At 54.6% G+C, this 20,930-nt stretch carries 20 protein-coding genes and 1 tRNA gene; 10 read left to right on the top strand and 11 right to left on the bottom strand.

Annotation, left to right across the window (positions count from 1 at the left end):
• Nucleotides 1–101 precede the first annotated feature (101 nt).
• Complete coding sequence (locus P1X16_RS10495; protein ID WP_277228504.1) at nt 102–767, top strand: HAD family hydrolase; 666 nt, start codon at nt 102–104, stop codon at nt 765–767.
• Nucleotides 768–826: 59 nt separating this feature from the next.
• Nucleotides 827–1,777 carry an ADP-ribosylglycohydrolase family protein gene (locus tag P1X16_RS10490; RefSeq protein WP_277228501.1) on the top strand — a complete coding sequence of 317 codons (951 nt, stop codon included), beginning with the start codon at nt 827–829 and terminating at the stop codon, nt 1,775–1,777.
• 148 nt (nt 1,778–1,925) lie between these two features.
• On the opposite strand, the gene P1X16_RS10485 is transcribed toward P1X16_RS10490, so the two are convergent.
• A tRNA-Asp gene (locus P1X16_RS10485) sits at nt 1,926–1,999 on the bottom strand.
• A 250-nt stretch (nt 2,000–2,249) separates the two neighbouring features.
• Between P1X16_RS10485 and P1X16_RS10480 the strand changes: the two genes are divergently transcribed.
• The 5 genes from P1X16_RS10480 (at nt 2,250) to P1X16_RS10460 (ending at nt 6,435) form a co-directional block, all read left to right on the top strand.
• Entirely contained in the window at nt 2,250–3,197 is a 948-nt protein-coding gene (locus P1X16_RS10480; protein WP_277228497.1) for an acetyl-CoA carboxylase carboxyltransferase subunit alpha, read from the top strand.
• 78 nt (nt 3,198–3,275) lie between these two features.
• Complete coding sequence (locus P1X16_RS10475; protein WP_277228494.1) at nt 3,276–4,124, top strand: MBL fold metallo-hydrolase; 849 nt, start codon at nt 3,276–3,278, stop codon at nt 4,122–4,124.
• A 52-nt stretch (nt 4,125–4,176) separates the two neighbouring features.
• Nucleotides 4,177–4,980, top strand: a complete 804-nt coding sequence (locus P1X16_RS10470; RefSeq protein WP_277228491.1) for a patatin-like phospholipase family protein — start codon at nt 4,177–4,179, stop codon at nt 4,978–4,980.
• 214 nt (nt 4,981–5,194) lie between these two features.
• On the top strand, nt 5,195–5,764 hold the full coding sequence (locus P1X16_RS10465) for a 1-acyl-sn-glycerol-3-phosphate acyltransferase (RefSeq protein ID WP_277228488.1): 570 nt from the start codon (nt 5,195–5,197) through the stop codon (nt 5,762–5,764).
• Between the two features lie 86 nt (nt 5,765–5,850).
• Nucleotides 5,851–6,435, top strand: coding sequence for a hypothetical protein (locus P1X16_RS10460; RefSeq protein ID WP_277228485.1), 585 nt, complete (start codon nt 5,851–5,853; stop codon nt 6,433–6,435).
• 13 nt (nt 6,436–6,448) lie between these two features.
• Here the strand turns inward: P1X16_RS10460 and P1X16_RS10455 are convergent, their stop codons facing one another.
• Entirely contained in the window at nt 6,449–7,111 is a 663-nt protein-coding gene (locus P1X16_RS10455; protein WP_277229526.1) for a DUF4159 domain-containing protein, read from the bottom strand.
• 218 nt (nt 7,112–7,329) lie between these two features.
• Here P1X16_RS10455 and P1X16_RS10450 point away from each other — a divergent pair, with 218 nt between their 5' ends.
• Nucleotides 7,330–8,763, top strand: a complete 1,434-nt coding sequence (locus tag P1X16_RS10450) for an RtcB family protein (protein WP_277228482.1) — start codon at nt 7,330–7,332, stop codon at nt 8,761–8,763.
• Nucleotides 8,764–8,785: 22 nt separating this feature from the next.
• Here the strand turns inward: P1X16_RS10450 and P1X16_RS10445 are convergent, their stop codons facing one another.
• Both P1X16_RS10445 and P1X16_RS10440 read right to left on the bottom strand, forming a co-directional pair.
• Complete coding sequence (locus tag P1X16_RS10445) at nt 8,786–9,487, bottom strand: 16S rRNA (uracil(1498)-N(3))-methyltransferase (protein ID WP_277228479.1); 702 nt, start codon at nt 9,485–9,487, stop codon at nt 8,786–8,788.
• A gap of 118 nt (nt 9,488–9,605) precedes the next feature.
• On the bottom strand, nt 9,606–10,391 hold the full coding sequence (locus P1X16_RS10440) for a S1/P1 nuclease (protein WP_277228476.1): 786 nt from the start codon (nt 10,389–10,391) through the stop codon (nt 9,606–9,608).
• A 114-nt stretch (nt 10,392–10,505) separates the two neighbouring features.
• Between P1X16_RS10440 and P1X16_RS10435 the strand changes: the two genes are divergently transcribed.
• A complete protein-coding gene (locus P1X16_RS10435) occupies nt 10,506–11,045 on the top strand; it encodes a hypothetical protein (protein ID WP_277228473.1) in 540 nt (179 codons plus the stop codon).
• Between the two features lie 55 nt (nt 11,046–11,100).
• Here P1X16_RS10435 and pckA read toward each other — a convergent pair whose 3' ends face one another.
• Entirely contained in the window at nt 11,101–12,723 is a 1,623-nt protein-coding gene (gene pckA / locus P1X16_RS10430; protein WP_277228470.1) for a phosphoenolpyruvate carboxykinase (ATP), read from the bottom strand.
• 226 nt (nt 12,724–12,949) lie between these two features.
• On the opposite strand from pckA, the gene P1X16_RS10425 reads away from it, so the two are divergent.
• Nucleotides 12,950–14,494 (top strand): peptide MFS transporter, encoded by a 1,545-nt coding sequence (locus tag P1X16_RS10425; protein WP_277228467.1) that lies wholly within the window; start codon nt 12,950–12,952, stop codon nt 14,492–14,494.
• Between the two features lie 248 nt (nt 14,495–14,742).
• On the opposite strand, the gene groL is transcribed toward P1X16_RS10425, so the two are convergent.
• From groL to P1X16_RS10395, 6 genes are all read right to left on the bottom strand, one after another.
• Nucleotides 14,743–16,383, bottom strand: coding sequence for a chaperonin GroEL (gene groL, locus P1X16_RS10420; protein WP_277228464.1), 1,641 nt, complete (start codon nt 16,381–16,383; stop codon nt 14,743–14,745).
• A gap of 43 nt (nt 16,384–16,426) precedes the next feature.
• The gene (groES, locus tag P1X16_RS10415) at nt 16,427–16,717 is read right to left on the bottom strand and encodes a co-chaperone GroES (RefSeq protein WP_206983612.1); all 291 of its coding nucleotides are present in this window, start codon (nt 16,715–16,717) and stop codon (nt 16,427–16,429) included.
• 274 nt (nt 16,718–16,991) lie between these two features.
• Nucleotides 16,992–17,405 (bottom strand): preprotein translocase subunit SecG, encoded by a 414-nt coding sequence (gene secG / locus P1X16_RS10410; protein WP_277228459.1) that lies wholly within the window; start codon nt 17,403–17,405, stop codon nt 16,992–16,994.
• The gene (locus P1X16_RS10405) at nt 17,406–18,869 is read right to left on the bottom strand and encodes a hypothetical protein (protein ID WP_277228456.1); all 1,464 of its coding nucleotides are present in this window, start codon (nt 18,867–18,869) and stop codon (nt 17,406–17,408) included.
• Nucleotides 18,870–19,005: 136 nt separating this feature from the next.
• Entirely contained in the window at nt 19,006–19,557 is a 552-nt protein-coding gene (locus P1X16_RS10400; RefSeq protein ID WP_277228453.1) for an LptE family protein, read from the bottom strand.
• Nucleotides 19,538–20,857 carry a sigma-54 dependent transcriptional regulator gene (locus tag P1X16_RS10395; RefSeq protein ID WP_277228450.1) on the bottom strand — a complete coding sequence of 440 codons (1,320 nt, stop codon included), beginning with the start codon at nt 20,855–20,857 and terminating at the stop codon, nt 19,538–19,540. Before P1X16_RS10395 ends, P1X16_RS10400 begins: the two co-directional genes overlap by 20 nt.
• Nucleotides 20,858–20,930 lie beyond the last annotated feature (73 nt).

Here is a 20,930-nt window from a genome sequence, read left to right as displayed (position 1 = left end):
GAGATAGTGAAATGATGAGTTTATGTTCTGGCGGCGCATATTGCGCCAGTTGCGCAAGCAGAACGTAAACTCATCATTTCACTATCTCACAATTTCACCTTTTGCCTTACTCTTTGCTGCTCTTCGACTACGACGGTACCCTTTGCGATACGCGTCGGGCTATCAAGCATTCCATGCGTCGCACATTTGAAATAATGGGGTACCCGACTCCCGACGAAGCTTTGATGGATGAAGCGGTGGGGCGGGGGCTATTGCTGCCCGAGATGCTGCTCTGGCTTCATCCGCCCGGTACGCCGCCATTGCCCGCCGTTTGGGTGGATACCTACCGCGCCATCTATAACACCGAGTCAGAAGCGCTAGTTACGCTGTTTCCGGGCGTCGAGCAGGTGTTAGGCGATGCCGTCGCCAACGGCAAGGAGTCGGTGGTAATCAGCAACAAGGGGCTGCCGCTGCTGGAAAACTCACTCAGCCGGTTTGGCTTGCGCCACTATTTCAGCCTCGTGCTCGGCGACACTCCAGACCGGCAATTGCCCCTCAAACCCGACCCGGCCATGTTCACCCAAGTGATTCAGCCCCGATTCTCGGCCATTGGCCCCGGTGCCACGCTCATGATAGGCGACACGGTGCCCGACCTGCGCTTTGCCCACAACTGCGGTATTTCCTCCTGTTGGGCCAGCTACGGCTTCGGGCAGGAAAATGATACTATCTCCCTTCAGCCCACCTACCGCATCAATTCCTTGCCAGAGCTACTTCCGCTACTTCAATAAGGCACTGTCCTTACTGGCTTGTATAACCAATTGCTGCTGCACATATAATTGATAGTTAAATGCCTGCAACGTTAGAAGCGCAACTTCGGGCAGCGTTACTCGGGCTTGCCGTTGGCGATGCGCTAGGGGTGCCCGTGGAGTTCCAAAGCCGCGCGGCCCGCCGCTTGGACCCTGTGGTGCACATGCGCGCGTACGGCACCCATAACCAACCCGCCGGCACGTGGTCCGATGATGCATCACTCACGTTCTGCCTGGCCGAAGCTATAGCCGACGGTTTTACAATAGGTAAGGTAGCCAAGAACTGTTGCCGGTGGTACTATATAAACTTTTGGACGCCCCACGGTGTGGTATTCGACATTGGTATCACCACCCGTGAAGCTATCAACCGCCTGAAAGCTGACGATGACCTGATACTAGCCGGCGGCACGGATGAGTACAGCAACGGCAATGGCGCCCTCATGCGCATTCTGCCGCTAGCTTTCTATCGAACAGATGCTCCGTTAACCGAACGCTTCGCCCTTATTTCCGATGTGTCGGCTGTCACGCATGGGCATGTGCGCTCGGCTATTGCTTGCTTTTTATACCTGGAAATGGCGCGTTATCTGCTCGCGGGCCTGACACCAACTGCCGCTTACAGCCAACTATGCCAAACGGTTCCGACGCAGCTTCAGGAATTGAACCTGCCGACTGCTGAGATTGAACAGTTCGAGTACTTGCTTACTGGCCGACTAGCTGATTTCCCAGTGCAAGTGATTCGTAGTGGCGGCTACGTCATGCATACCCTAGAGGCTGCTTTCTGGTGCCTGCTCCGCCACGATACCTTCGCCGAAACCGTGCTGGCCGCCGTCAACCTCGGCGACGACACCGATACAACCGGCGCCGTAGTCGGTGGCTTGGCCGGAATTTGCTACGGCGAAGCTGCCATTCCGGCCGAATGGCTCACGGTGCTGGCCCGCCGCCCCGACATTGAAGATCTTGCAGCTCGAGTAGCCGCTCGGTTGGTCAACTAGTCAACACACTAGTTGAAAGCAAACTAAGAACGGCTGTGCCTTTGTTAGAATTCTCTCTGAAGGGGCAACTGCTAGTAGTAGGGATGGCGCAAAAGCAGAAGCCCCGATGCGTGATTCACGCATCGGGGCTTCTGCTTTTGCATTTCTGCGGTCCGGACGGGACTCGAACCCGCGACCTCCGCCGTGACAGGGCGGCATTCTAACCGACTGAACTACCGAACCAGTTCATGTTACCAAAAAGCTACCTGCTTTTCGATAAGGTGCTGCAAAGGTAGCGTGCGCTACGACATTTCCCAACCCAGCCCCGATAAAATCCGGTCTTTAATGGTGTTTCAGCGTTTTGTAGCTGAGAAACAGCTAGAAAACTTTCTTCCGCTCCTACCACAATCAAGCGTGTGACGAGTGAAGCGCTTCGCTTACCTTTGCCACCTTCCTCTTCTCACCACCAACTCGACGCATTCCTTCCCGGCCAATGCTCCTTGATTTCGAACAACCCATTGCTGCCCTCGAAGGCAAGCTCCGCGAAATGCAACAATTGGCTCTCGACAGCCAGGTAGACGTTTCGGCCGCTGTAGCTGCTCTTGAGGCCAAAATTAAAACCCTTAAAAAGGAAACCTACGCCAACCTGACCCGCTGGCAACGCGTCCAACTTTCGCGCCACCCCGAGCGGCCCTACACGCTGGACTATATCGAGGGCATGACCGATAAGTTCGTGGAGTTGCACGGCGACCGGACCGTGGCCGACGACAAAGCCATGGTCGGCGGGTTTGCCGAGCTAGACGGGCGCTCCGTTATGTTTATTGGGCAGCAAAAAGGCCGCAATACCAAGCAGCGGCAGTTTCGCAACTTCGGGATGCCCAACCCCGAAGGCTACCGCAAAGCGCTGCGCCTGATGAAGCTAGCCGAAAAGTTCGGGAAGCCGATTGTGACCCTGATTGACACGCCTGGTGCGTTTCCGGGGCTGGAAGCCGAGGAGCGAGGGCAGGGCGAAGCCATTGCCCGCAACCTCAAGGAAATGTTTCTGCTGAAGGTGCCGGTTATCTGCGTCATTATTGGCGAAGGAGCTTCGGGCGGCGCGCTGGGCATTGCTATCGGCGACCGGGTGCTCATGCTGGAAAATACTTGGTACTCAGTTATTTCGCCGGAGTCGTGCTCTAGCATTTTGTGGCGCTCCTGGGACTACAAAGAGCAAGCTGCCGAGGCGCTTAAACTCACGGCTACCGACATGCTGGCGGCCAAACTCGTTGATGGAATTGTGAAAGAGCCTCTTGGCGGTGCGCATACCAACGTGCCCAAGATGATTCAGGCGCTCAAGAAAACCATTATTAAGACTCTTGACGAACTAGACGCGCTGCCCCACGAGGAACGCATCAGCCAGCGCATCGACAAGTTCTCGGCCATGGGCGTGGTGATGGAGTAGCTTGAATCGGTGGGTTGTTGAATAGTTGGTTGTTCAACAATTGCAGGCGCAACGAACCGTCAAACAATTCATTCAGCAATGCAAATTCATACGCTCGATACGGGTCTGTTTAAATTGGATGGGGGGGCCATGTTTGGGGTGGTGCCCAAGAGCATGTGGCAAAAGCTCAATCCCGCCGATGACAACAACATGTGCACCTGGGCTATGCGCTGCCTGCTGGTAGAAGATGGCAACCGCCTGGTGCTCATTGACAATGGTATCGGCGACAAGCAAGACCAAAAGTTTCGCGGCCACTTCTACTTGCACGGCGACGACACGCTGGAAAAATCGTTGCGGGCACGAGGCTTTACCGCCGCCGACATTACCGACGTGTTTCTGACCCACTTGCACTTCGACCATTGCGGCGGCTCGGTAGTGCGCACCCCTGACGACAAGCTGCAACTCGCTTTCCCGAATGCCACGTATTGGAGCAACCAAGCGCACTGGGAATGGGCCGTAACGCCCAACCCGCGCGAAAAGGCCAGCTTCTTGAAAGAAAACATCCTGCCGATTCAGGAAAGTGGGCATTTGCAGTTCGTCGTGCCTAGTACCGGCGTGCCCGCTGGCTTGCCTAGTTTTCAGGAAATCATTTTCGCGGATGGGCACACCGAGAAAATGATGCTGCCCATGCTCAATTACAAAGGTCGCACGGTGGTATTTATGGCTGACTTGCTCCCTAGCACTGGGCACGTCCCCTTGCCCTACGTGATGGCCTACGATATGCGCCCGCTTGTAACCATGAGCGAGAAAGAGCAAGTGCTGCGCCGCGCTGCCGATGAAAACTGGGTGTTGGTACTAGAACATGACCCGCGCGTGGAATGCTGCACCGTGCAGCACACCGAAAAAGGAATTCGTTTGGCCGAGACCTTCCGTCTAGACGAATTATAAGGCTAGCAAGTAGTCTTAGCTTTCATCTCGGTTTTCTAACGGCCTAAATATTTTGTTTGACTCCACCAGAAACGAGCCATCAGCAAGCAGCCATTCCCTTGGGCTGGCTTTGTCGGGGGGAGGGGCCCGGGGTATTGCCCATTTGGGGGTACTGGCCGCCCTCGATGAGCTAGCCCTGCCGCTGGCCCGACTGGCAGGAGTTTCGTCGGGAGCTATTGCAGCAACATTTTACGCCGCAGGCTTTGCACCCCGCGAGATTTTGCGGCTCTTCACGAGCGTCAATTTCACGCGCTTAACCCGTATCTCGCTTAGTCGCTACGGCTTATTGCGCCTTGATGCGGTGCAGGTGCTGTTGGCCCAGCACCTAGGGGCCGAGTGCACGTTTGCTGATTTGCAGCGGCCACTTACGCTCGTTGCCACTGACCTAACCGAAGGCATATCCATCTATTTCTCGGAGGGGCTACTAATTCCGCCTCTTCTGGCTTCATCGGCCGTGCCCATTCTGTACCGGCCCGTAGAATTTGAGGGGCGGCAACTCGTGGATGGCGGGTTGCTGAACAACTTACCCGTAGAGCCACTTCTTGACAAAGGCCTGCGGGTAGTAGGCGTCAATTGCAACCCCATCAACCGTGCGGCGCGCGTCACAACATTCCGGACGCTGGTGGAGCGGACGCTCAACTTGGCTATCAATGCCAATACCACGCTCAACAAGATGAAATGCGACTTGCTGATCGAGCCGCCGGAATTGCGCCTATACCGTACGCTAGACTACCGGCTCGCGCAGGAGCTGTTTGATATCGGCTATCAGCATACGATAAGCCAAGCGGCGGCGCTGACGGCATTGCTAAACGCATAGACGGAGGCATTGGTATCTACCGAAAAGCCTTTGTGCCACGCTCAGTGAAGCAACCTGTATCAGACGACGGCCGTTGCACTGGCGTAGTGTCCTTACAGCAACAGTAGGCGAAGCGCGTACTTCGCGCTGCAGCAGGTGGGCCCACTTTCGTATTTCATTCTTTTACTTCTAGCTTTACCCACGGCTCTCACCCACACGAGCCCGTATTCTCTGCATGGCCCGCAAAACCTCTACCTTCTGGTACTACATTTCAAAAGCAATTTTCCGGGTAGCCGGTTGGAAACTCAACGGCGTAGTGCCGCCCAACATCAAGAAGAGCATGATGATTGCTGCGCCGCACACCAGTAACTGGGACTTCATCATGGCCCGCGCTGCCTTCTTCCTCATGGATGTAGACGTTAAGCTAACCATCAAGAAAGAGTGGACGAGCATGCCCGTGCTCGGCGGCTTAGTAAGGTCGCTAGGAGGACTGGCCGTTGATCGCAGCAAAAACAATAGCCTCGTCGATGGCATGGTGCAGCTCTTCAATGAGCGCGACGAACTCGTGATTCTAATTACGCCCGAAGGCACTCGTGCCTACCAACCTCGCTGGCGCAAAGGCTTTTACTTTGCGGCGCTTGGAGCGGGCGTACCTATACTGCTCGGCTTCCTTGATTACAAGAAAAAAGAAGCAGGTGTGGGCCCAGCTATTTACCCCACCGGTGACTATGAGGCTGACCTGGAAAAAATAAAAGCCTTTTACCGTACTAAGCCGGGCCGGTTTCCGGAAAAGGGGGTCCGCTAAAGGAGTAAAAAGCAAAACGTTGAGCGGTTGACTTTTCGAAAATTTATCAACCGGTATATCTATTAATTCAGCCCGGCGTACTCAAGATGGAAAAGCTGCAAACACTACTTTGGATTGTGCTTGGCCTCGGAATCTTTGTGTGGCGCATGGCGCAGAAGGCCCGCGCCATGACGGAGCGCGAGCGGCGGGAGCGTAAGTTTTCCCGGCCCGATAATACGGGAAAGCCCCGGCCAGTAGCTACGCTACCGACTACCTCCTTCGAGGAAATGCTGAGGCAGATGCAAGAGCAGAACCGTACCGGCAATCCAACTCCTGCTTCTACGCGTCCGTCTGCTGTACCCACGCAAACCACGCCAGCCGGTCGGCCACTGCCGCGAGAAACTGCGCCCACCCCGCGTAGCTTAGAGCAAACCACTGCGGAACCAAAGTCATTGGAGAGAAGCAGAGAAGCTCGTTCGTTGGAGGTACCAAGGCATGAGGCGCGCCGGGCCGCGGCATTGCCCCGCGCCAACACGCAGCACGGCCAAGAAGACTACTGGAGCCAGAATCAGGTACGCCGCCGTGAAGAAGCCCGGCTACAAGCCCAAAGCAGCCTCGCCGACCGCCTGCGAAATCCCGCCGACTTGCGGGCCGCGTTTGTGCTAAGCGAAATTCTACAGCGGAAGTTCTAAAGTAACTCGGTCGTTAATCCTGCGTCAGCGCGTAGGTTACGAGGTTAGCGCCCATGCGCAGGGCCGCATCATGCGTGGCGGGCGTGTCTTCGGGATAGGTGCCGATGTCTTCCCAGCCGTTGCCTAGGTCGCACTCATAGCTGTAGAAGCACACCAGCCGGCCTTTGTAGAGCAGCCCAAAGCCTTGGGGCCGCTTGCCGTCGTGCTCGTGCACTTTGGGCAAACCCTTCGGAAACTGAAACTTTTGATGATAAATGGGGTGAGAGAAAGGCAACTCCACAAAGTCCAGCTCTGGAAACACCTTCTTCATCTCGGGCCGGATAAACTTGTCGAGGCCGTAGTTGTCGTCGATGTGCAGGAAGCCGCCGCCTGTTAGGTAGCGGCGCAGGTTTTTGGCTTCGCTTTCCGTGAAAGCCACGTTGCCATGGCCAGTCATGTGCACAAACGGATACGTCAGCAACTCCGGCGAATCCAGCTCTACGGTGGCCTCGTCGGGCGCGATGTTGGTGCGCAACGTCTGGTTGCAATACCGGATCAGGTTGGGCAACGAGGTTTTGTTGGCATACCAGTCGCCGCCGCCGCCGTAGTGCAGCTTGGCTATGCGGAAGCTAGGAGCCAGCGGCGCGGCGGCCGTGAGCGAAAACAGAAGCAGAACGGTCAGCAGGTTTTTCAGCATGGGGTATTCAACGCAAAGCAGGCGTATCATCAAACAAAGTAACAGATAACCGAGAAAGTTCAGGCCGGTCGTGTCAGTTCGAGTTGTTTGTCTATTATTGTTGAACTTGGATTGTGCCGGGGAACATATCGGTGTTAGCGCCCGATGAGTTACTGGCATTTGATTCACTTCTTGCTGATTGATAAAGCACGTACCCAATCACTATACACTACCTATCTATGCTTTCCGGGAATGATTTAATAGCCCTGGGGTTGAAACCTGGCAAGTGGTTCAAAGAGGCCCTTGAGCACATCAACGCTCACAGCCTGGAAGGCGAAGCACTACAAGCCTACCTTGATACGGTGAAGCCCGCACCGGAAATTCCGTTGTTGAAAGAGCCGGTGCCTTTTTACGAGAACATCCGCGCCAACACGCCGGTAGAGCAAGACAATATCGACTATGTAAGGCTGTCGATGCAGCAACTGATGCGTACGCCCACGGTGGTGGCCGGCGCCATCATGCCCGACGCTTGCCCGGCGGGCCCCCTAGGCACTATTCCAGTTGGGGGTATTGTGGTTACGCGCAATGCCATTCACCCGGGCATGCACAGCGCCGATATTTGTTGCTCGGTGATGCTAACCAATCTGGGCAAAGTGAATCCCAAAAGTGTGCTCGACGCTGCGCAGCAGATTACGCATTTCGGTCCCGGCGGCCGCTCGCCCGAGCGGCAGTTTGCGTTGCCCACCGAAATTGAGGCGGAGTTTCAAGCCAACCCGTTCCTTAACTCTTTGCGCAGCCTCAATTTTGCCCGCGAGCATCTAGGCACTCAGGGTGATGGCAACCACTTTCTTTACGTTGGGATTTCGCGCAATACCGGTGACACGGTGTTGGTCACCCATCACGGCTCCCGGGGAGTGGGTGCCGCGCTCTATACGCAGGGCATGAAAGTGGCCGAACGATTCCGCCAAGCTATTTCGCCCGAGACCAACCCGCACAACGCCTGGATTCCTAGCCAATCAGAGGAAGGCAAACAGTATTGGGCGGCGTTGCAAACCATCCGAAAGTGGACCAAGCAAAACCATCTGTGCCTGCATGAGGCTATCAGTAAGCAACTTGGGGCAACCGTGCAGCAGCAGTTCTGGAACGAGCACAACTTCGTGTTTCGCGACGGGGACTTGTACTACCATGCCAAGGGAGCTACGCCGCTAGACCCGAAGTTCATGCCCGACATCACCGGGCCGCGCATTATTCCGCTGAATATGGCCCAACCCATCTTGATTGTGGAAGGCACTACCACCGAAACCAACCTGGGTTTCGCGCCCCACGGGGCCGGCCGGAACCTAAGCCGTACCCGCCACAAGTACAGCAAAGTCGGCCAGACCAAGGAGGACGTATTTGCCGAGGAAACCCGCGGCATCGATGCCCGTTTTTTCTTCAACCAGATTGATATTTCCGAGTTGCCCAGCGCCTACAAGGATGCCAACGACGTCAAGCAGCAAATAACGGATTTCAACCTAGCTACCACTCTCGACGAAATCCAACCCTACGGCTGCATTATGGCCGGCGACTGGGAGCAGGACGCGCCCTGGCGCAAAAAGAAGCTGGCCAAGGAAGCTGCCCGGCTAGCCGCCACCGACTCCCAGGCCGACGGCTCGGCATTACAGGCACAATAACGGCAGGATAGAGGCAGCCAGCCTATTCCCGCACGACATGCACGGTATGCACAGCGGCTAACGCGGCGGTTTCGGTGCGTAGCCGTGAAGCCCCGAGCGTAACGGGGCGGATACCTCGGGCAAAGGCAGCCTCTATTTCCTGCGGAGTGAAGTCGCCCTCGGGACCGATGAGGACGCAGCAGCCGGCACCCTGCGCCGCTACCCGGGCCAGAGGCGTCCGTTCCCCTTCTTCCAGATGCGCAATAAACGTAGTGTCGCTGGTCACGGTGGGCAAAAAGGTCGCGAAGTCTACCAGCTCATCCATTTCCGGCAGCCACGCCTGCCCCGATTGTTTGAGGGCACTAACCGCAATTTTGTGCAGGCGGTCCAGCTTTAGCTCGCGCCGTTCAGAGCGGGCACAGCGCAAAAACGACAATCGGTCGACTCCAATTTCGGTGGCCTTTTCCACTAGCCATTCCATGCGGTCGAGGTTTTTGGTGGGAGCCACGGCTACGTGCACGAAGTAGGGGCGGCGCGGCACTTGTTGCTCCTGCACCACGCGCAGCCGGCAGCGCTTGGCATCGGCGGCCTCCACTTCGGCTTGGAATACACCGCCGCGGCCATTCACCAATTCCACGGCTTCACCCGCTGTTAGGCGCAGCACACGCACCGCATGCTTGCTTTCGTCTTCGGGCAGGGTGTAAGTGGGGCCGGTTAGGTCGGGAGCGTAGAAAGTGTGCGGCATAAAGCAAAGATAAAGGGATACAACACCCAAACAGAAAACCCTGCCAGCCACCCGAGCCAGCAGGGTTTGTGAGAAAGAGGGGCATTACTGCCAGCCGGCAGTGTGGTGGCCGACTCGGTTACTTGAGCGTTTCGTTTAGAATAGCGGCTAGCCGCACGCCGGCCTGCTCGATGCGCTGTTTCATCAGTTCGGAGTGAGCGGGGTAATACTTGTAGTCGACGTCGCCGTTGGCGGGAGTATCTCCATATATCTGCTCACTAGCCTGGTATGATTCCCAAAGCCACTGCTCCGGAGTTGCTTTCTGCCATGCCTTTACTTGACGGCCGCGCAACTGGTGCTCATACTGTCCGGCTATTTCGCTGTAGGTAAGGCCTTGGTAGTCAAGCAAGCCACTGTCCCAGAGGCTGTGCAAGTTGGTATCCTTGCCGCGGTACTTCAGCTTGATGTCGTTGCCACCCTTATCCTCGGCGTGGCCCGCGTGTAGGGGCTGATGCACGTCGCCCACAATGTGGACTACAAACTTGAGCGCCGCTAGGCGCTCAGCCTGCGCCTTCTTAGTATCCTTTAGAATGTCAAGCTGCTTCAACAGCACATTGTAGGCATTAGGCTCGGCTTGAGCTTTGAGCTGCTGCACGTATTGGTCGTGATTTAAGCCTGAAGCCGTATTCACGTAGTGCCAAGGTGCCGTGTCTTTAAACTCCGGGTAGTAGCGGATTTCGTCTGGCCAGGTGCTAACCAGCGGCAGCGTCTCGGTACCTAGTAACTTCTGAACTTCTTTTTTGGCGTGACGAGAGAGGTAATTTTCGGCAATTTTACCAATGGCACGGTGCCCGTCTGCTCCCCAAGCCCACAGGTGGAGAGGAGTGAGGAGCAGCAATAGGACTGGCAGGAAGCGTTTGCGCATGAAACAAAAGAAAAGTGTATTGAAGCCGCAAAACTAGCCTATAAAAGACAACTTTAGGTGCAATGCCGTACTCTTGCTTCGTACACTCAAAGGCAATCAACAGTGCCTATCACAATGACAACTGCAGATTACGGGGCTAGCTTACAATTCGATTACGTAACCACATTTTCTCTGCTTCGAGGTGTCAAATGGGAGCGGGCACAGGTGGCTATTCGCAAAGAAATTGCCGAGAGCCGCAAGCTGCTACTCACAGCAAAAGCAAAGCAACTTCTGGAAATAAGGCAGCGGCTTGCATTGTTGCAGCAGAAAAATAACCTGGATCATGCTCGGCTTACTGAAGGCAAAGAAGCATACCATATTACCGCAACCCCAATTGCCACGTTGCAACGCCAGACGCCGGAAGTCGACAAGCTGCTGACTATTCTAAAGGTGCCTTTCGAGAGCCGTAGTTACTGGATGTGTGGTCCGACTTTCCGCGACGCCCTTGCTTTCTACAATGAAAAGCATCAATTGGTAGCCGTGCTGAATGTTTGCTTTGGATGCGAGCAAATGCAGAATGAAAGCGGAGTGGAAATTCAAGCAGATACCACCGTGTACCCTGCCCTGCATCAATGGTTCTCTGCGCTTGGGCATAAGATTGATGATAATTATTAAAATAAAAGCCCCGCCGGCAGAGGCCAACGGGGCTTTGTTACGATTTGCAGTAACGCTATACGCTTGCTGCTACTTCTGCTTTGGGAGCACCAGCTAAGATTTCGGCATTAGCGAAATCTGCGTATTTCTTGAAGTTTTCGACAAACTTATAAGCCAAGTCAGCGGCAGTTCTGTCATAAGCTTCCTTGTCGGACCAGGTGTCACGCGGGTCGAGAATGTGGTCGGGAACGTTGGGTACGAAGGCTGGCACCTCCACGCCGAAAACAGGATGCTTACTAAATTCGACGTCGTTTAGCTCTCCGTTGAGGGCCGCCGTAATCATGGCGCGGGTGTAGCTCAGCTTCATGCGGGAACCGACGCCGTAGGAACCGCCCGTCCAGCCGGTGTTTACCAGCCAGACATTCACATCCGGATTTTCATCCATCTTTTGGCCGAGCATCTCGGCGTACTTGGTGGGGTGCAGGGGCAGGAATACAGCGCCAAAACACGCTGAAAACGTGGTTTGTGGTTCAGTTATGCCCATCTCCGTGCCGGCAACCTTCGCAGTGTAGCCCGACATGAAATGGTACATGGCGTGGCTCTTGTCTAGCTTGCTGATGGGAGGAAGCACCCCAAACGCGTCGGCCGTCAGGAAGAAAATGTTCTTGGGCGCATCGGCTACCGAAGGCTCAATGGCATTCGGAATAAAATGGATGGGATAAGCCGTGCGAGTATTTTCCGTCACCGACTTGTTGGCGTAGTCTACGGTAGTGGTACCGGGGATAAAGCGGGTGTTTTCAACGATGGCCCCGGTACGAATGGCATTCCAAATTTCTGGCTCTTTCTCGGCGCTCAGGTCGATAACCTTGGCGTAGCAACCGCCTTCGAAGTTGAAAATGCCAGCATCCGGTGTCCAGCCGTGCTCGTCGTCGCCGATGAGGCCCCGGTTGGGGTCGGCGGAAAGTGTGGTTTTGCCGGTGCCCGAAAGGCCGAAGAAAATAGCGGTGTCGCCGTCCTTACCCACATTGGCCGAGCAGTGCATGGGCAGCGTGTGTTTCTGGTGCGGAAGCAGATAGTTTAGTACCCCGAAAATGCCTTTTTTCATTTCGCCAGCATAGCCCGTGCCGCCCAGCAAAATCATCTTCTTCGAGAAGTTGATGATGGCGAAGTTCTTCTGCCGCGTGCCATCAACCGCCGGATCGGCCTCAAAGCCAGGAGCACAGATGATAGAAAAATCCGGCGTCCAGCTGGTGTCCGCACCGGGTGCTGGGCGCAAGAACATATTGTAGCAGAACAAGTTGTGCCAAGCCAACTCGTTTACTACGCGCAGCTTGAGCGTGTAATCAGGGTTGGCGCCCGCATACGCGTCGCGCACGTAGATTTCCTTGTCAGCTAAGTAAGCCACCATCTTTTGGTGCAGCTGATCAAACTTGGCAGCATCAAACGGAATGTTGATGTCGCCCCACCACACGCTGTTAGCCGTGCCGGCATCTCGTACGATAAACCGGTCTTTGGGAGAGCGGCCGGTGAAGGTGCCGGTGTCGGCCATCAAGGCACCTGTGTCAGTTAAGACCCCTTCGTTCCGGCGAAGCGCTTCTTGGACTAGTTCTTCGGGGGAAAGATTGAGATGAACATGGCTTGCTTCAGTGAAACCTAACGGCTCTAAGCAAGCTAAAACAGTGGTGGCGGATTTTGTCATAAAGTCCGAGAACAGGGTGGGAATATGGGTGGATGGGGAATATGGAGGCAAAAATATAGGAAATCGACGATCCGCAATCGTTTCCGGAGACTTATTTAGCGAAAATTCGCTGAAAAAGTTGCAAAAAACTAACAGCTGTCAGTAAACAAAGTTTTGTAGCTTTACTAAACCGCATTTGGTTGCAGCCAGCGGCCACTTTCCCTTTTCACCTCTCTCAAATTTCTTCATGCAGACTACCTCCGCTGTGCGGGAACAGGCACCGCCAGCCGCCCAAACCAGCCATCCTAAAGGCTTGTACCTCCTCTTTGCCACCGAGATGTGGGAGCGGTTCAGTTACTATGGCATGCGCGCTGTGCTGGTGTTGTTTCTCACCAAAGCCATGATGATGGACAAGGCTTTTGCCTCCAAATTTTATGGTGGCTACACAAGTCTTGTTTATCTAACTCCGCTTATTGGAGGCTATATATCAGATCGTTACTGGGGCAACCGGCGGTCCATCATTACCGGCGGCTTGCTGATGGCCGTAGGGCAATTCATTCTGTTCACGTCGGCCTCTTTCTACGGCCCGGCCGATACCCATGGCTTTAGTCATCAATTGCTGTATCTAGGCTTAGGCACTATGATTATCGGCAATGGCTTCTTTAAGCCCAACATCTCGTCAATGGTGGGGTCGCTGTACTCGGCTACCGATTCGCGAAAAGACGCGGCTTACACCATTTTCTACATGGGTATCAACCTCGGCTCCTTCATCGGTAACACGGTCACGAGCCTCATCGGCGACAGAGAGGGGCATCCTGAAATGTTCCGGTGGGCGTTCTTTTCCTGTGGTGTTGCAATGCTATTAGGAACCGTGATTTTCCAGTGGGGAAAAACCAAATACCTGCACACTCCCGAGGGCGAGCAGGTAGGTGAAACTCCAGTTAACTCGCCTGGTGTAAAGGGCGTTTTTGCTTTACTACCGGTGCTGCTGGTTGTTGTACTTGGTTTTTTGTGGCTTGACTCCACTAAGTTCCCCACCATTATGCCGCTGCTGGTGGTTTCTGCGCTAGGTATTGCCACTATGATTCTGTCCGACAAGTCACTCACCAGCGGTGACCGGCAGCGGGTATGGGTGATTTTTGCCGTGTCGTTTTTTGTAGTCTTCTTTTGGGCTGCGTTCGAACAGGCACCTGCCTCGCTCACGTTTTTTGCTGATGAGCAGATGGACCGTACTATTTTCGGTATAGAGCTGCCCGCCAGTATCTTCCAGAATCTAAATGCCATTTTTGTGGTGCTAGGCGCTCCGCTAATGGCTCTGTTGTGGACTGCACTAGGCCGCCGCAATGCCGAGCCGCCTTCTCCCTATAAGATGGCTATCGGCCTAGGTTTGTTGGCCTTGGGCTACGTGGTGATGTGCTTTGGTGTACACACCATGGTGCCCGGCGTGAAAGTGAGTATGTTTTTTTTGGTGGCGCTCTACTTCCTGCACTCCATGGGCGAGCTGTGCTTGTCGCCTATCGGATTGTCGTTGGTAAATAAGCTGGCTCCGCTCAAGTTTAGCTCACTGTTGATGGCCGTATGGTTTTTGGCTAATGCTACTGCCAACTACTTGGCCGGTTTCATGAGCAGCCTCTATCCCGAAACCGGCAAAGCTAATCCGCACTTACTCGGCTTTGAAATTACGGGCCTCTACGACTTCTTCATGGTCTTTGTCGTGTCGGCAGCTGTAGCGTCGTTGCTACTATTTCTTATCAGCGGCCGGTTGGTCCGGGTGATGAATGCCCGTAACTAGCTAAGTCAAGCCCGATAGCTTCATTGTCAATGCCCGGTCTGTTGCAGATCGGGCATTGTTTTGTCAGGACAAAAGACAAGCGTTGTTGGCGTGAGTGCTGCCTTTTCTATAGCAAGCTAGGCCGGTGTAGGTGAGATGCTACGATAGGGACGCCACAACAGGAAAGTAGGGCACTATAACTGCACAAAAAAGCCCCGCCGGACAAATCCAGCGGGGCTTTTTTGTGAGCTAGTAGCTAGCGGCTCGACTTACATCATGCCGCCCATGCCACCCATTCCGCCGGGAGCGCCAGCGTGGCTGTGCTCTTTCTCGGCTTCTGGCTCGTCAGAGATTACACACTCCGTGGTCAGGAGCAGGCCAGCAATAGAAGCGGCATTCTCCAGAGCCAAGCGCGTTACCTTGGTGGGGTCGAGGATACCGGCCGCCATCAGGTTTTCGTACTTGTCTTCGCGAGCGTTGTAACCGTAGTCACCTTTGCCTTCGCGCACTTTCTGTACTACTACCGAGCCTTCGCCGCCAGCGTTGGCAACGATAGTGCGCAGGGGCGACTCGAGAGCCGTGCGGATGATGTTCACACCGGTACGCTCGTCGAGGTTGATGGTGTTCACACCTTCAAGAGCGTCGAGGGCGCGCACGAGGGCTACACCACCACCTGGTACTACGCCTTCCTCAACGGCGGCGCGAGTAGCGTGCAGAGCATCGTCAACCCGGTCTTTCTTCTCCTTCATTTCCACCTCGGTAGAAGCACCGATGTAGAGGATGGCCACACCGCCCGACAGTTTGGCAAGGCGCTCTTGCAGCTTCTCCTTGTCGTAGTCGGAAGTAGTGGTTTCGATTTGGGCTTTGATCTGGTTGATGCGGCTAGTGATGCCGTCTTTCTCACCCTTGCCATTGACAATCGTCGTGTTGTCTTTGTCAATGATGATTTTCTCGGCTGTACCCAAGTAGTCGAGGGTAGCGCTGTCGAGTTTGTAGCCACGCTCTTCGGAAATAACCGTACCGCCTGTCAGGACAGCAATGTCTTCCAGCATAGCCTTGCGACGGTCGCCGAAGCCAGGAGCTTTTACCGCAGCAATTTTCAGCGAGCCACGGAGCTTGTTTACTACCAGCGTAGCAAGAGCTTCACCGTCAACGTCTTCGGAGATGATAACCAAGGGCTTGCCGGTCTGAACAACTTGCTCGAGCACGGGCAGCAACTCCTTCATAGTGCTCACCTTCTTGTCGTAGATAAGGATGTAAGGCGAGTCGAGCTCAACTTCCATCTTCTCGGGGTTGGTTACGAAGTAAGGGGAGAGGTAACCACGGTCGAATTGCATGCCTTCTACCGTTTTTACTTCGGTTTCGGTGCCACGCGCTTCTTCTACCGTGATAACGCCTTCCTTGCCTACTTTGTCCATGGCGTCGGCAATCATCTGACCGATTTCCATGTCGTTATTGGCCGAAATAGCACCTACCTGAGCAATTTCCGAAGAGTTTTCAATCTTCTTCGACTGCGTCTTCAAGTTGGCAACTACAGCTTGTACTGCCTTGTCGATGCCACGCTTCAGGTCCATGGGGTTAGCGCCAGCCGCTACGTTCTTGGAACCAGCCGCATAGATAGCCTGTGCCAATACGGTAGCCGTTGTGGTGCCGTCACCTGCCTGGTCGGCAGTTTTAGAAGCCACTTCTTTTACCAACTGAGCACCCATGTTTTCGATGGCGTCGCTCAGTTCAATTTCTTTGGCCACTGTCACACCGTCTTTGGTGATGCTTGGTGCACCGAATTTCTTGTCGATAACCACGTTGCGGCCTTTAGGGCCGAGGGTCACTTTCACGGCGTTAGCCAGTTTGTCTACGCCACGCTTCAGCTTGTCGCGGCCGTCGGTATCGAATTGGATGTTCTTAGCCATCTTTAATTTAGGATGTTTAGAATCAGGGAGAAAGGAATAGGAACTAGATTACGGCGAAGATATCCGACTCCCGCATGATGAGGTAGTCTTGGCCATCGATGGTGATTTCGGTGCCGGCATACTTGCCGTAGAGCACTTGGTCGCCCACTTTTACTTGAGGCTGGATAGTGGTGCCGCTATCGGCCACTTTGCCTTCGCCTACGGCTACTACTTCGCCGCGCTGTGGCTTTTCCTTGGCCGTATCGGGGATGATGATGCCCGACTTGGTTTTCTCCTCGGCGGCGGCAGGCGCGATAATAACGCGGTCAGCCAGCGGTTTCATGCTAAGCGACATATTGTACGTTTTGGTTGAAAGGTTTACTTGAAACAAGGTGGTGCCCGCCTCCCCTCACTTCTTATGCCAGCCCACCGAAACCTGACAGAATGAACACTAAAAAGGCGCAATGCGTCAGCATTCGCTGCAAAGCCTGCCACACCTGACAGCGCAGCTCCGCCAAAATTTACTTGGCAGAACTGACGTAGGTGAGTCATTACTCTCCTTGAAGGCCACAAAAAAGGGAGCTCTCCGTATGGAAAGCTCCCTTTTTAAATAGGTAGCTATAGAAGTACTACTGCGCTGGCGTAGTAGCAGGTGCCGAAGAAGGCGGCGTTGTGGCAGGAGCAGTAGCGCCGCCTGGAGCTGCCGCGCCACCAGGAGCTGCGGCACCCGGAACTGCAGGTGCAGGAGTTGCGGGCAAACGAGTTTCAAGCGCCTTGCGTTGGTTAACGCTCCGTACTGGGCCTGCACCAGCGGAAGTGCCGCTAAGTACGTGCGTGCCGAGCGTCAGGACCATAAGGCCAATAGCGAAGCCCCAGGTCAAGCGCTCCAGCAAATCGCCGGTACGTTTTACGCCCATTAGGTTGGCAGCGCCGCCCGAGCCGAACTGGCTTGACAGGCCACCGCCTTTCGGATTCTGAGCCAGCACTACAATGGCCAGAAAGAAGCAGACGATAAGAATAATAACAATGAGTGCAGCGTACATCTACTCGGAAGATTTCAGTTGTTGAATTTGGTCGGCAAAGTACGCGCTTTTTTCCGGCTGACGCACCATAAGCTGTTCATATATTTCGATAGCCCGCTCTGTTTTACCTTGTTTGATCAGGATTTTGGCGAGGCTTTCAGATGCTAAAGCGGGCGGCGCATGCGTGCTGCGTGCTGCTAAATCCGTCTGCTCATTGATGGTGGGTAGTACTCCCGGTACTTTCAGGCGGGGCTGCACCTTCAAAAATCGATTAATCAAATCGAAGGACGAGGGTGCAGGTATAGAGCCGGGTTGGCTAGTGCTGGCAGCATGCGCGTGTAGCAGGACGTCAGGCGGAAAAAATTCGGTAGCTGGCAGCGGCTGCGTCAACTCGTCGTCTCGCAGTTGTATTGCATAGCCAAAACGGCTGCCGCCCTCAAGCATGCTATAGGCTAAATCAGTATCAGCTCGGAAAGGAGGAGCGAGAGCCGTAGTTGCCGCCGGCGGAAACAGAGCATAATCTTCTGTTTCTTCGGTGGCCTCTTCCTCGTCATCAAGGCCTGGCAGTTGATACAAAATCGGAACAGGCAGCTTGTTGGGCTCACTCAGCCCGAACTCGAAGCGAGAACTGCCCACTTCAACTGGCGGCCGAATAGGCGGAGCCACCGCTGGCAGTACCTCATCCGACTCTGCGTCGGAAATAGTTGCAACGTCCCCAATGAGGGAAGTATCTGGGTCAATGGACAGGCTGTCCGGACCTTCTTCAAGGGTCGGAAGCGGAGGCTCAGTAGGTTCTGAGTCAGTTGCTTCGGTTTCTGGGTCTAGTGACGAAACAGGCAGAGCTTCGATGCTTTCTTCAGGAGCTTCGGCAACTTCCTCCGGTGTTTCAACTGAAGCCAGCGATTCGGTCGTGTCTGGGCTATGGGGTTCTTCTAACTTTTCCTCCGCCTGCTCATTGGGGGCTTGTTCTGAAGCTATTGGCTCTTGGCTGTCTGTTTCCGAGTCGGTAGTAACTGAATCGAATGCAGGTAGGGGCTCCGGCTCTGAAGCTTCTGGAGTTTCAGCCACAATTTCTTCCACTGCCGTAGTGGCTTCTTCCTCCTGAAGTTCCAGCGGCTGAACGTCTTCCGTAACTAGAGATTGAATAAAGGCAGTGGAACTGCTTGCACTAGCAGTTGAGGCTGGCAAACTAGCTTCAGGCGATGCCGGTAGCTCTTTCGGTGCGGAAAACTCGATGGTAGTGGTTTCGGGAGCGGGCTGTTCGAGCAACTGCCGCAGCAGTTGCCGGTCGGCAGCATAGGTGGCCGCTCGGCGTAGGCGTTGGCTGGCTAACATACTGCCTTGATCGTGGGCAGCTTTGGCTAGCAGCACATGAGCTGTTTGGCAGTAAGGAAAAGCAGTCGCCAGTTGCTCCAGTTCTCGTATTTCAGCTTCTGAAATGCTCCCCACGTGGTTGAGAATGTGCAACAGCGACGCGCGGGTCATAGAATAGAGGGCTGAATGGGTTAATAGATAAATTACTGACTACCAGATTGTAGTTAGTAATTCATGAATTTAAACGCGCATAGCGCGAAGGTTTCAATTGGCAAGAATACGGCATTTAAGTCACTCGGCCGTTGCCTTACCAGTTGGCCACCGACTTATTGAAGGCGTCTGTGATGATGTTTTGCGTAATAGTACGCACTGCAGTTGGGTCATTGTTGATGCGCGCAATATCCTGCGTGGCCGGAAAGTCGCGGTTGCTCTGGAAAGTTTGCTCGAAGTCCTGCGTAGGGTCTTTGGTGTTCGTGAATTTGATGCGCACCTGCATCGTGAGACGGTTCACACCCGCTTGATCCTGGCCGTTCTGCTGTTGAATTGCTGCAGGCGCATAATCAAAAGCAATTATCTCGCCTTCAAACTGTAAGTCCCCGTCACGAGGTACCTGCTTGATGGTAGTATTGCGCTGGAAGTAGTCTTTGAAGTCCTCCGTAAATCGTTGGGGTAGATAGGAAGGACCGTTATTCGATGTGTTCTGAAAAGTGGCAATAGAAATGGTCTTTACGGCCGGATCAATGTTGGTGCCACTAAACGAGTAAACGGAACAGCCAGCCAGGGCCAGGGTGAGAATCAGCGAGCAACTTAGCATCCAAATCAATGGGGATGCCAGCCAATTACGCTTGTTCCAGGTCATATTGCTTGAGTTTGCGGTAAAGTGTGCGTTCGGAAATGCCGAGGTCGTGGGCGGCGTACTTGCGTTTGTTGTGGTGCTTTTTCAGCGCCTTCATAATCATTTCCTTCTCCTTGGCTTCCAGCGAAAGGGTTTCCTCCTCGGTTTCGTGCGGAATATCTTCAACCCGATGGGCTTCTTCCTCATAGTCGGTGGCGTCGTCTACATTGTTGGGCGCCAGAATGTATTCGGTTGGTGCACCATCGGGTGAGGGCTGCCGGAGCGGACGCGGGCCGGCGTCGTAAGGAGCGGGAGCGAGGTTGGTGAACAGGTGGCTGTTCTGACGCAGCATTTCCTGCGCTTCCTGCGGACGCTGGCCGGCGGCCATATCTAGCACCAACTTTTTGAGGTCGGTCATATCGCGCCGCATATCGAAGAGCACCTTGTAGAGCAAGTCCCGCTCCGAATAAGTATTACCCGCTCCATCGGTTGCCGCGCCAGCGGCGTGCAGCAGCATGGGTAGGCGGCTGCTTTGGTCGGCGGGCAGGTACTGACGTAAGCGCCGGGCGTCCACCTCCCGGTCCGTCTCCAGCACCGACATTTGCTCGGCCACATTCTTGAGCTGGCGAATATTGCCGGGGAACCGAAACCGCTGCAAATCCTGCACAGCATCCGGCGTCAACGACACTGGCTTTACCCGGTAACGGTCGGCAAAATCCGTAGCGAACTTTCTGAACAGTAAGTAGATGTCATCGCCTCGTTCACGCAACGGTGGAACAATGATTGGTACCGTGTTCAGACGGTAGTATAGGTCTTCGCGAAAGCGCCCTTCGCGCACAGCGTCCAGCAAATTCACGTTGGTGGCTGCCACTACGCGCACGTCGGTTTTCTGCACTTTGCTGGAGCCAACGCGAATAAATTCGCCGTTCTCGAGTACGCGGAGCAAGCGCGCCTGCGTGCCAAGCGGCATCTCCCCAATTTCGTCGAGGAAGATGGTACCGCCGTTGGTTACCTCGAAGTAGCCTTTGCGCGCTTCTTGGGCGCCCGTAAACGAACCTTTCTCGTGGCCAAACAACTCGGAGTCGATTGTTCCCTCGGGAATGGCGCCGCAGTTGATAGCAATAAACTGCCCGTGCTTGCGCGGCGACAAGGCATGAATGATCTTGGAAAACGACTCCTTACCAGAGCCACTCTCACCGGTAATCAGCACCGTCATATCGGTAGGCGCCACCTGAACTGCCACTTGGATGGCGTAGTTCAGCGTAGGTGCGTTGCCAATAATGCCGAAACGCTGCTTTATGCTTTGTATTTCTGAAGGTGTCAAAGTCGGAAGTTGGTTTTCGTGAGGAAGACGAAAAACTAGGGTAGTTTATTTTATAGTAGGTAGCCCATTGGGC

Source organism: Hymenobacter sp. YC55 (assembly GCF_029433095.1).
In the GTDB taxonomy this organism is placed as follows: Bacteria; Bacteroidota; Bacteroidia; order Cytophagales; family Hymenobacteraceae; genus Hymenobacter.
This window is presented reverse-complemented; position numbering and strand designations above follow the sequence as displayed.

Excerpts from the sequence above, each read along its gene's own strand:
- groES (WP_206983612.1), bottom strand. The coding sequence starts at position 16,717 with ATGTCGCTTAGCATGAAACCGCTGGCTGACCGCGTTATTATCGCGCCT.
- P1X16_RS10455 (WP_277229526.1), bottom strand. The coding sequence starts at position 7,111 with ATGCTGAAAAACCTGCTGACCGTTCTGCTTCTGTTTTCGCTCACGGCC.
- P1X16_RS10400 (WP_277228453.1), bottom strand. The coding sequence starts at position 19,557 with ATGACCTGGAACAAGCGTAATTGGCTGGCATCCCCATTGATTTGGATG.
- P1X16_RS10435 (WP_277228473.1), top strand. The coding sequence starts at position 10,506 with ATGACAACTGCAGATTACGGGGCTAGCTTACAATTCGATTACGTAACC.
- groL (WP_277228464.1), bottom strand. The coding sequence starts at position 16,383 with ATGGCTAAGAACATCCAATTCGATACCGACGGCCGCGACAAGCTGAAG.
- P1X16_RS10460 (WP_277228485.1), top strand. The coding sequence starts at position 5,851 with ATGGAAAAGCTGCAAACACTACTTTGGATTGTGCTTGGCCTCGGAATC.
- P1X16_RS10490 (WP_277228501.1), top strand. The coding sequence starts at position 827 with ATGCCTGCAACGTTAGAAGCGCAACTTCGGGCAGCGTTACTCGGGCTT.
- P1X16_RS10440 (WP_277228476.1), bottom strand. The coding sequence starts at position 10,391 with ATGCGCAAACGCTTCCTGCCAGTCCTATTGCTGCTCCTCACTCCTCTC.
- pckA (WP_277228470.1), bottom strand. The coding sequence starts at position 12,723 with ATGACAAAATCCGCCACCACTGTTTTAGCTTGCTTAGAGCCGTTAGGT.
- P1X16_RS10425 (WP_277228467.1), top strand. The coding sequence starts at position 12,950 with ATGCAGACTACCTCCGCTGTGCGGGAACAGGCACCGCCAGCCGCCCAA.
- P1X16_RS10445 (WP_277228479.1), bottom strand. The coding sequence starts at position 9,487 with ATGCCGCACACTTTCTACGCTCCCGACCTAACCGGCCCCACTTACACC.
- P1X16_RS10405 (WP_277228456.1), bottom strand. The coding sequence starts at position 18,869 with ATGACCCGCGCGTCGCTGTTGCACATTCTCAACCACGTGGGGAGCATT.
- P1X16_RS10475 (WP_277228494.1), top strand. The coding sequence starts at position 3,276 with ATGCAAATTCATACGCTCGATACGGGTCTGTTTAAATTGGATGGGGGG.
- P1X16_RS10480 (WP_277228497.1), top strand. The coding sequence starts at position 2,250 with ATGCTCCTTGATTTCGAACAACCCATTGCTGCCCTCGAAGGCAAGCTC.
- secG (WP_277228459.1), bottom strand. The coding sequence starts at position 17,405 with ATGTACGCTGCACTCATTGTTATTATTCTTATCGTCTGCTTCTTTCTG.
- P1X16_RS10450 (WP_277228482.1), top strand. The coding sequence starts at position 7,330 with ATGCTTTCCGGGAATGATTTAATAGCCCTGGGGTTGAAACCTGGCAAG.
- P1X16_RS10465 (WP_277228488.1), top strand. The coding sequence starts at position 5,195 with ATGGCCCGCAAAACCTCTACCTTCTGGTACTACATTTCAAAAGCAATT.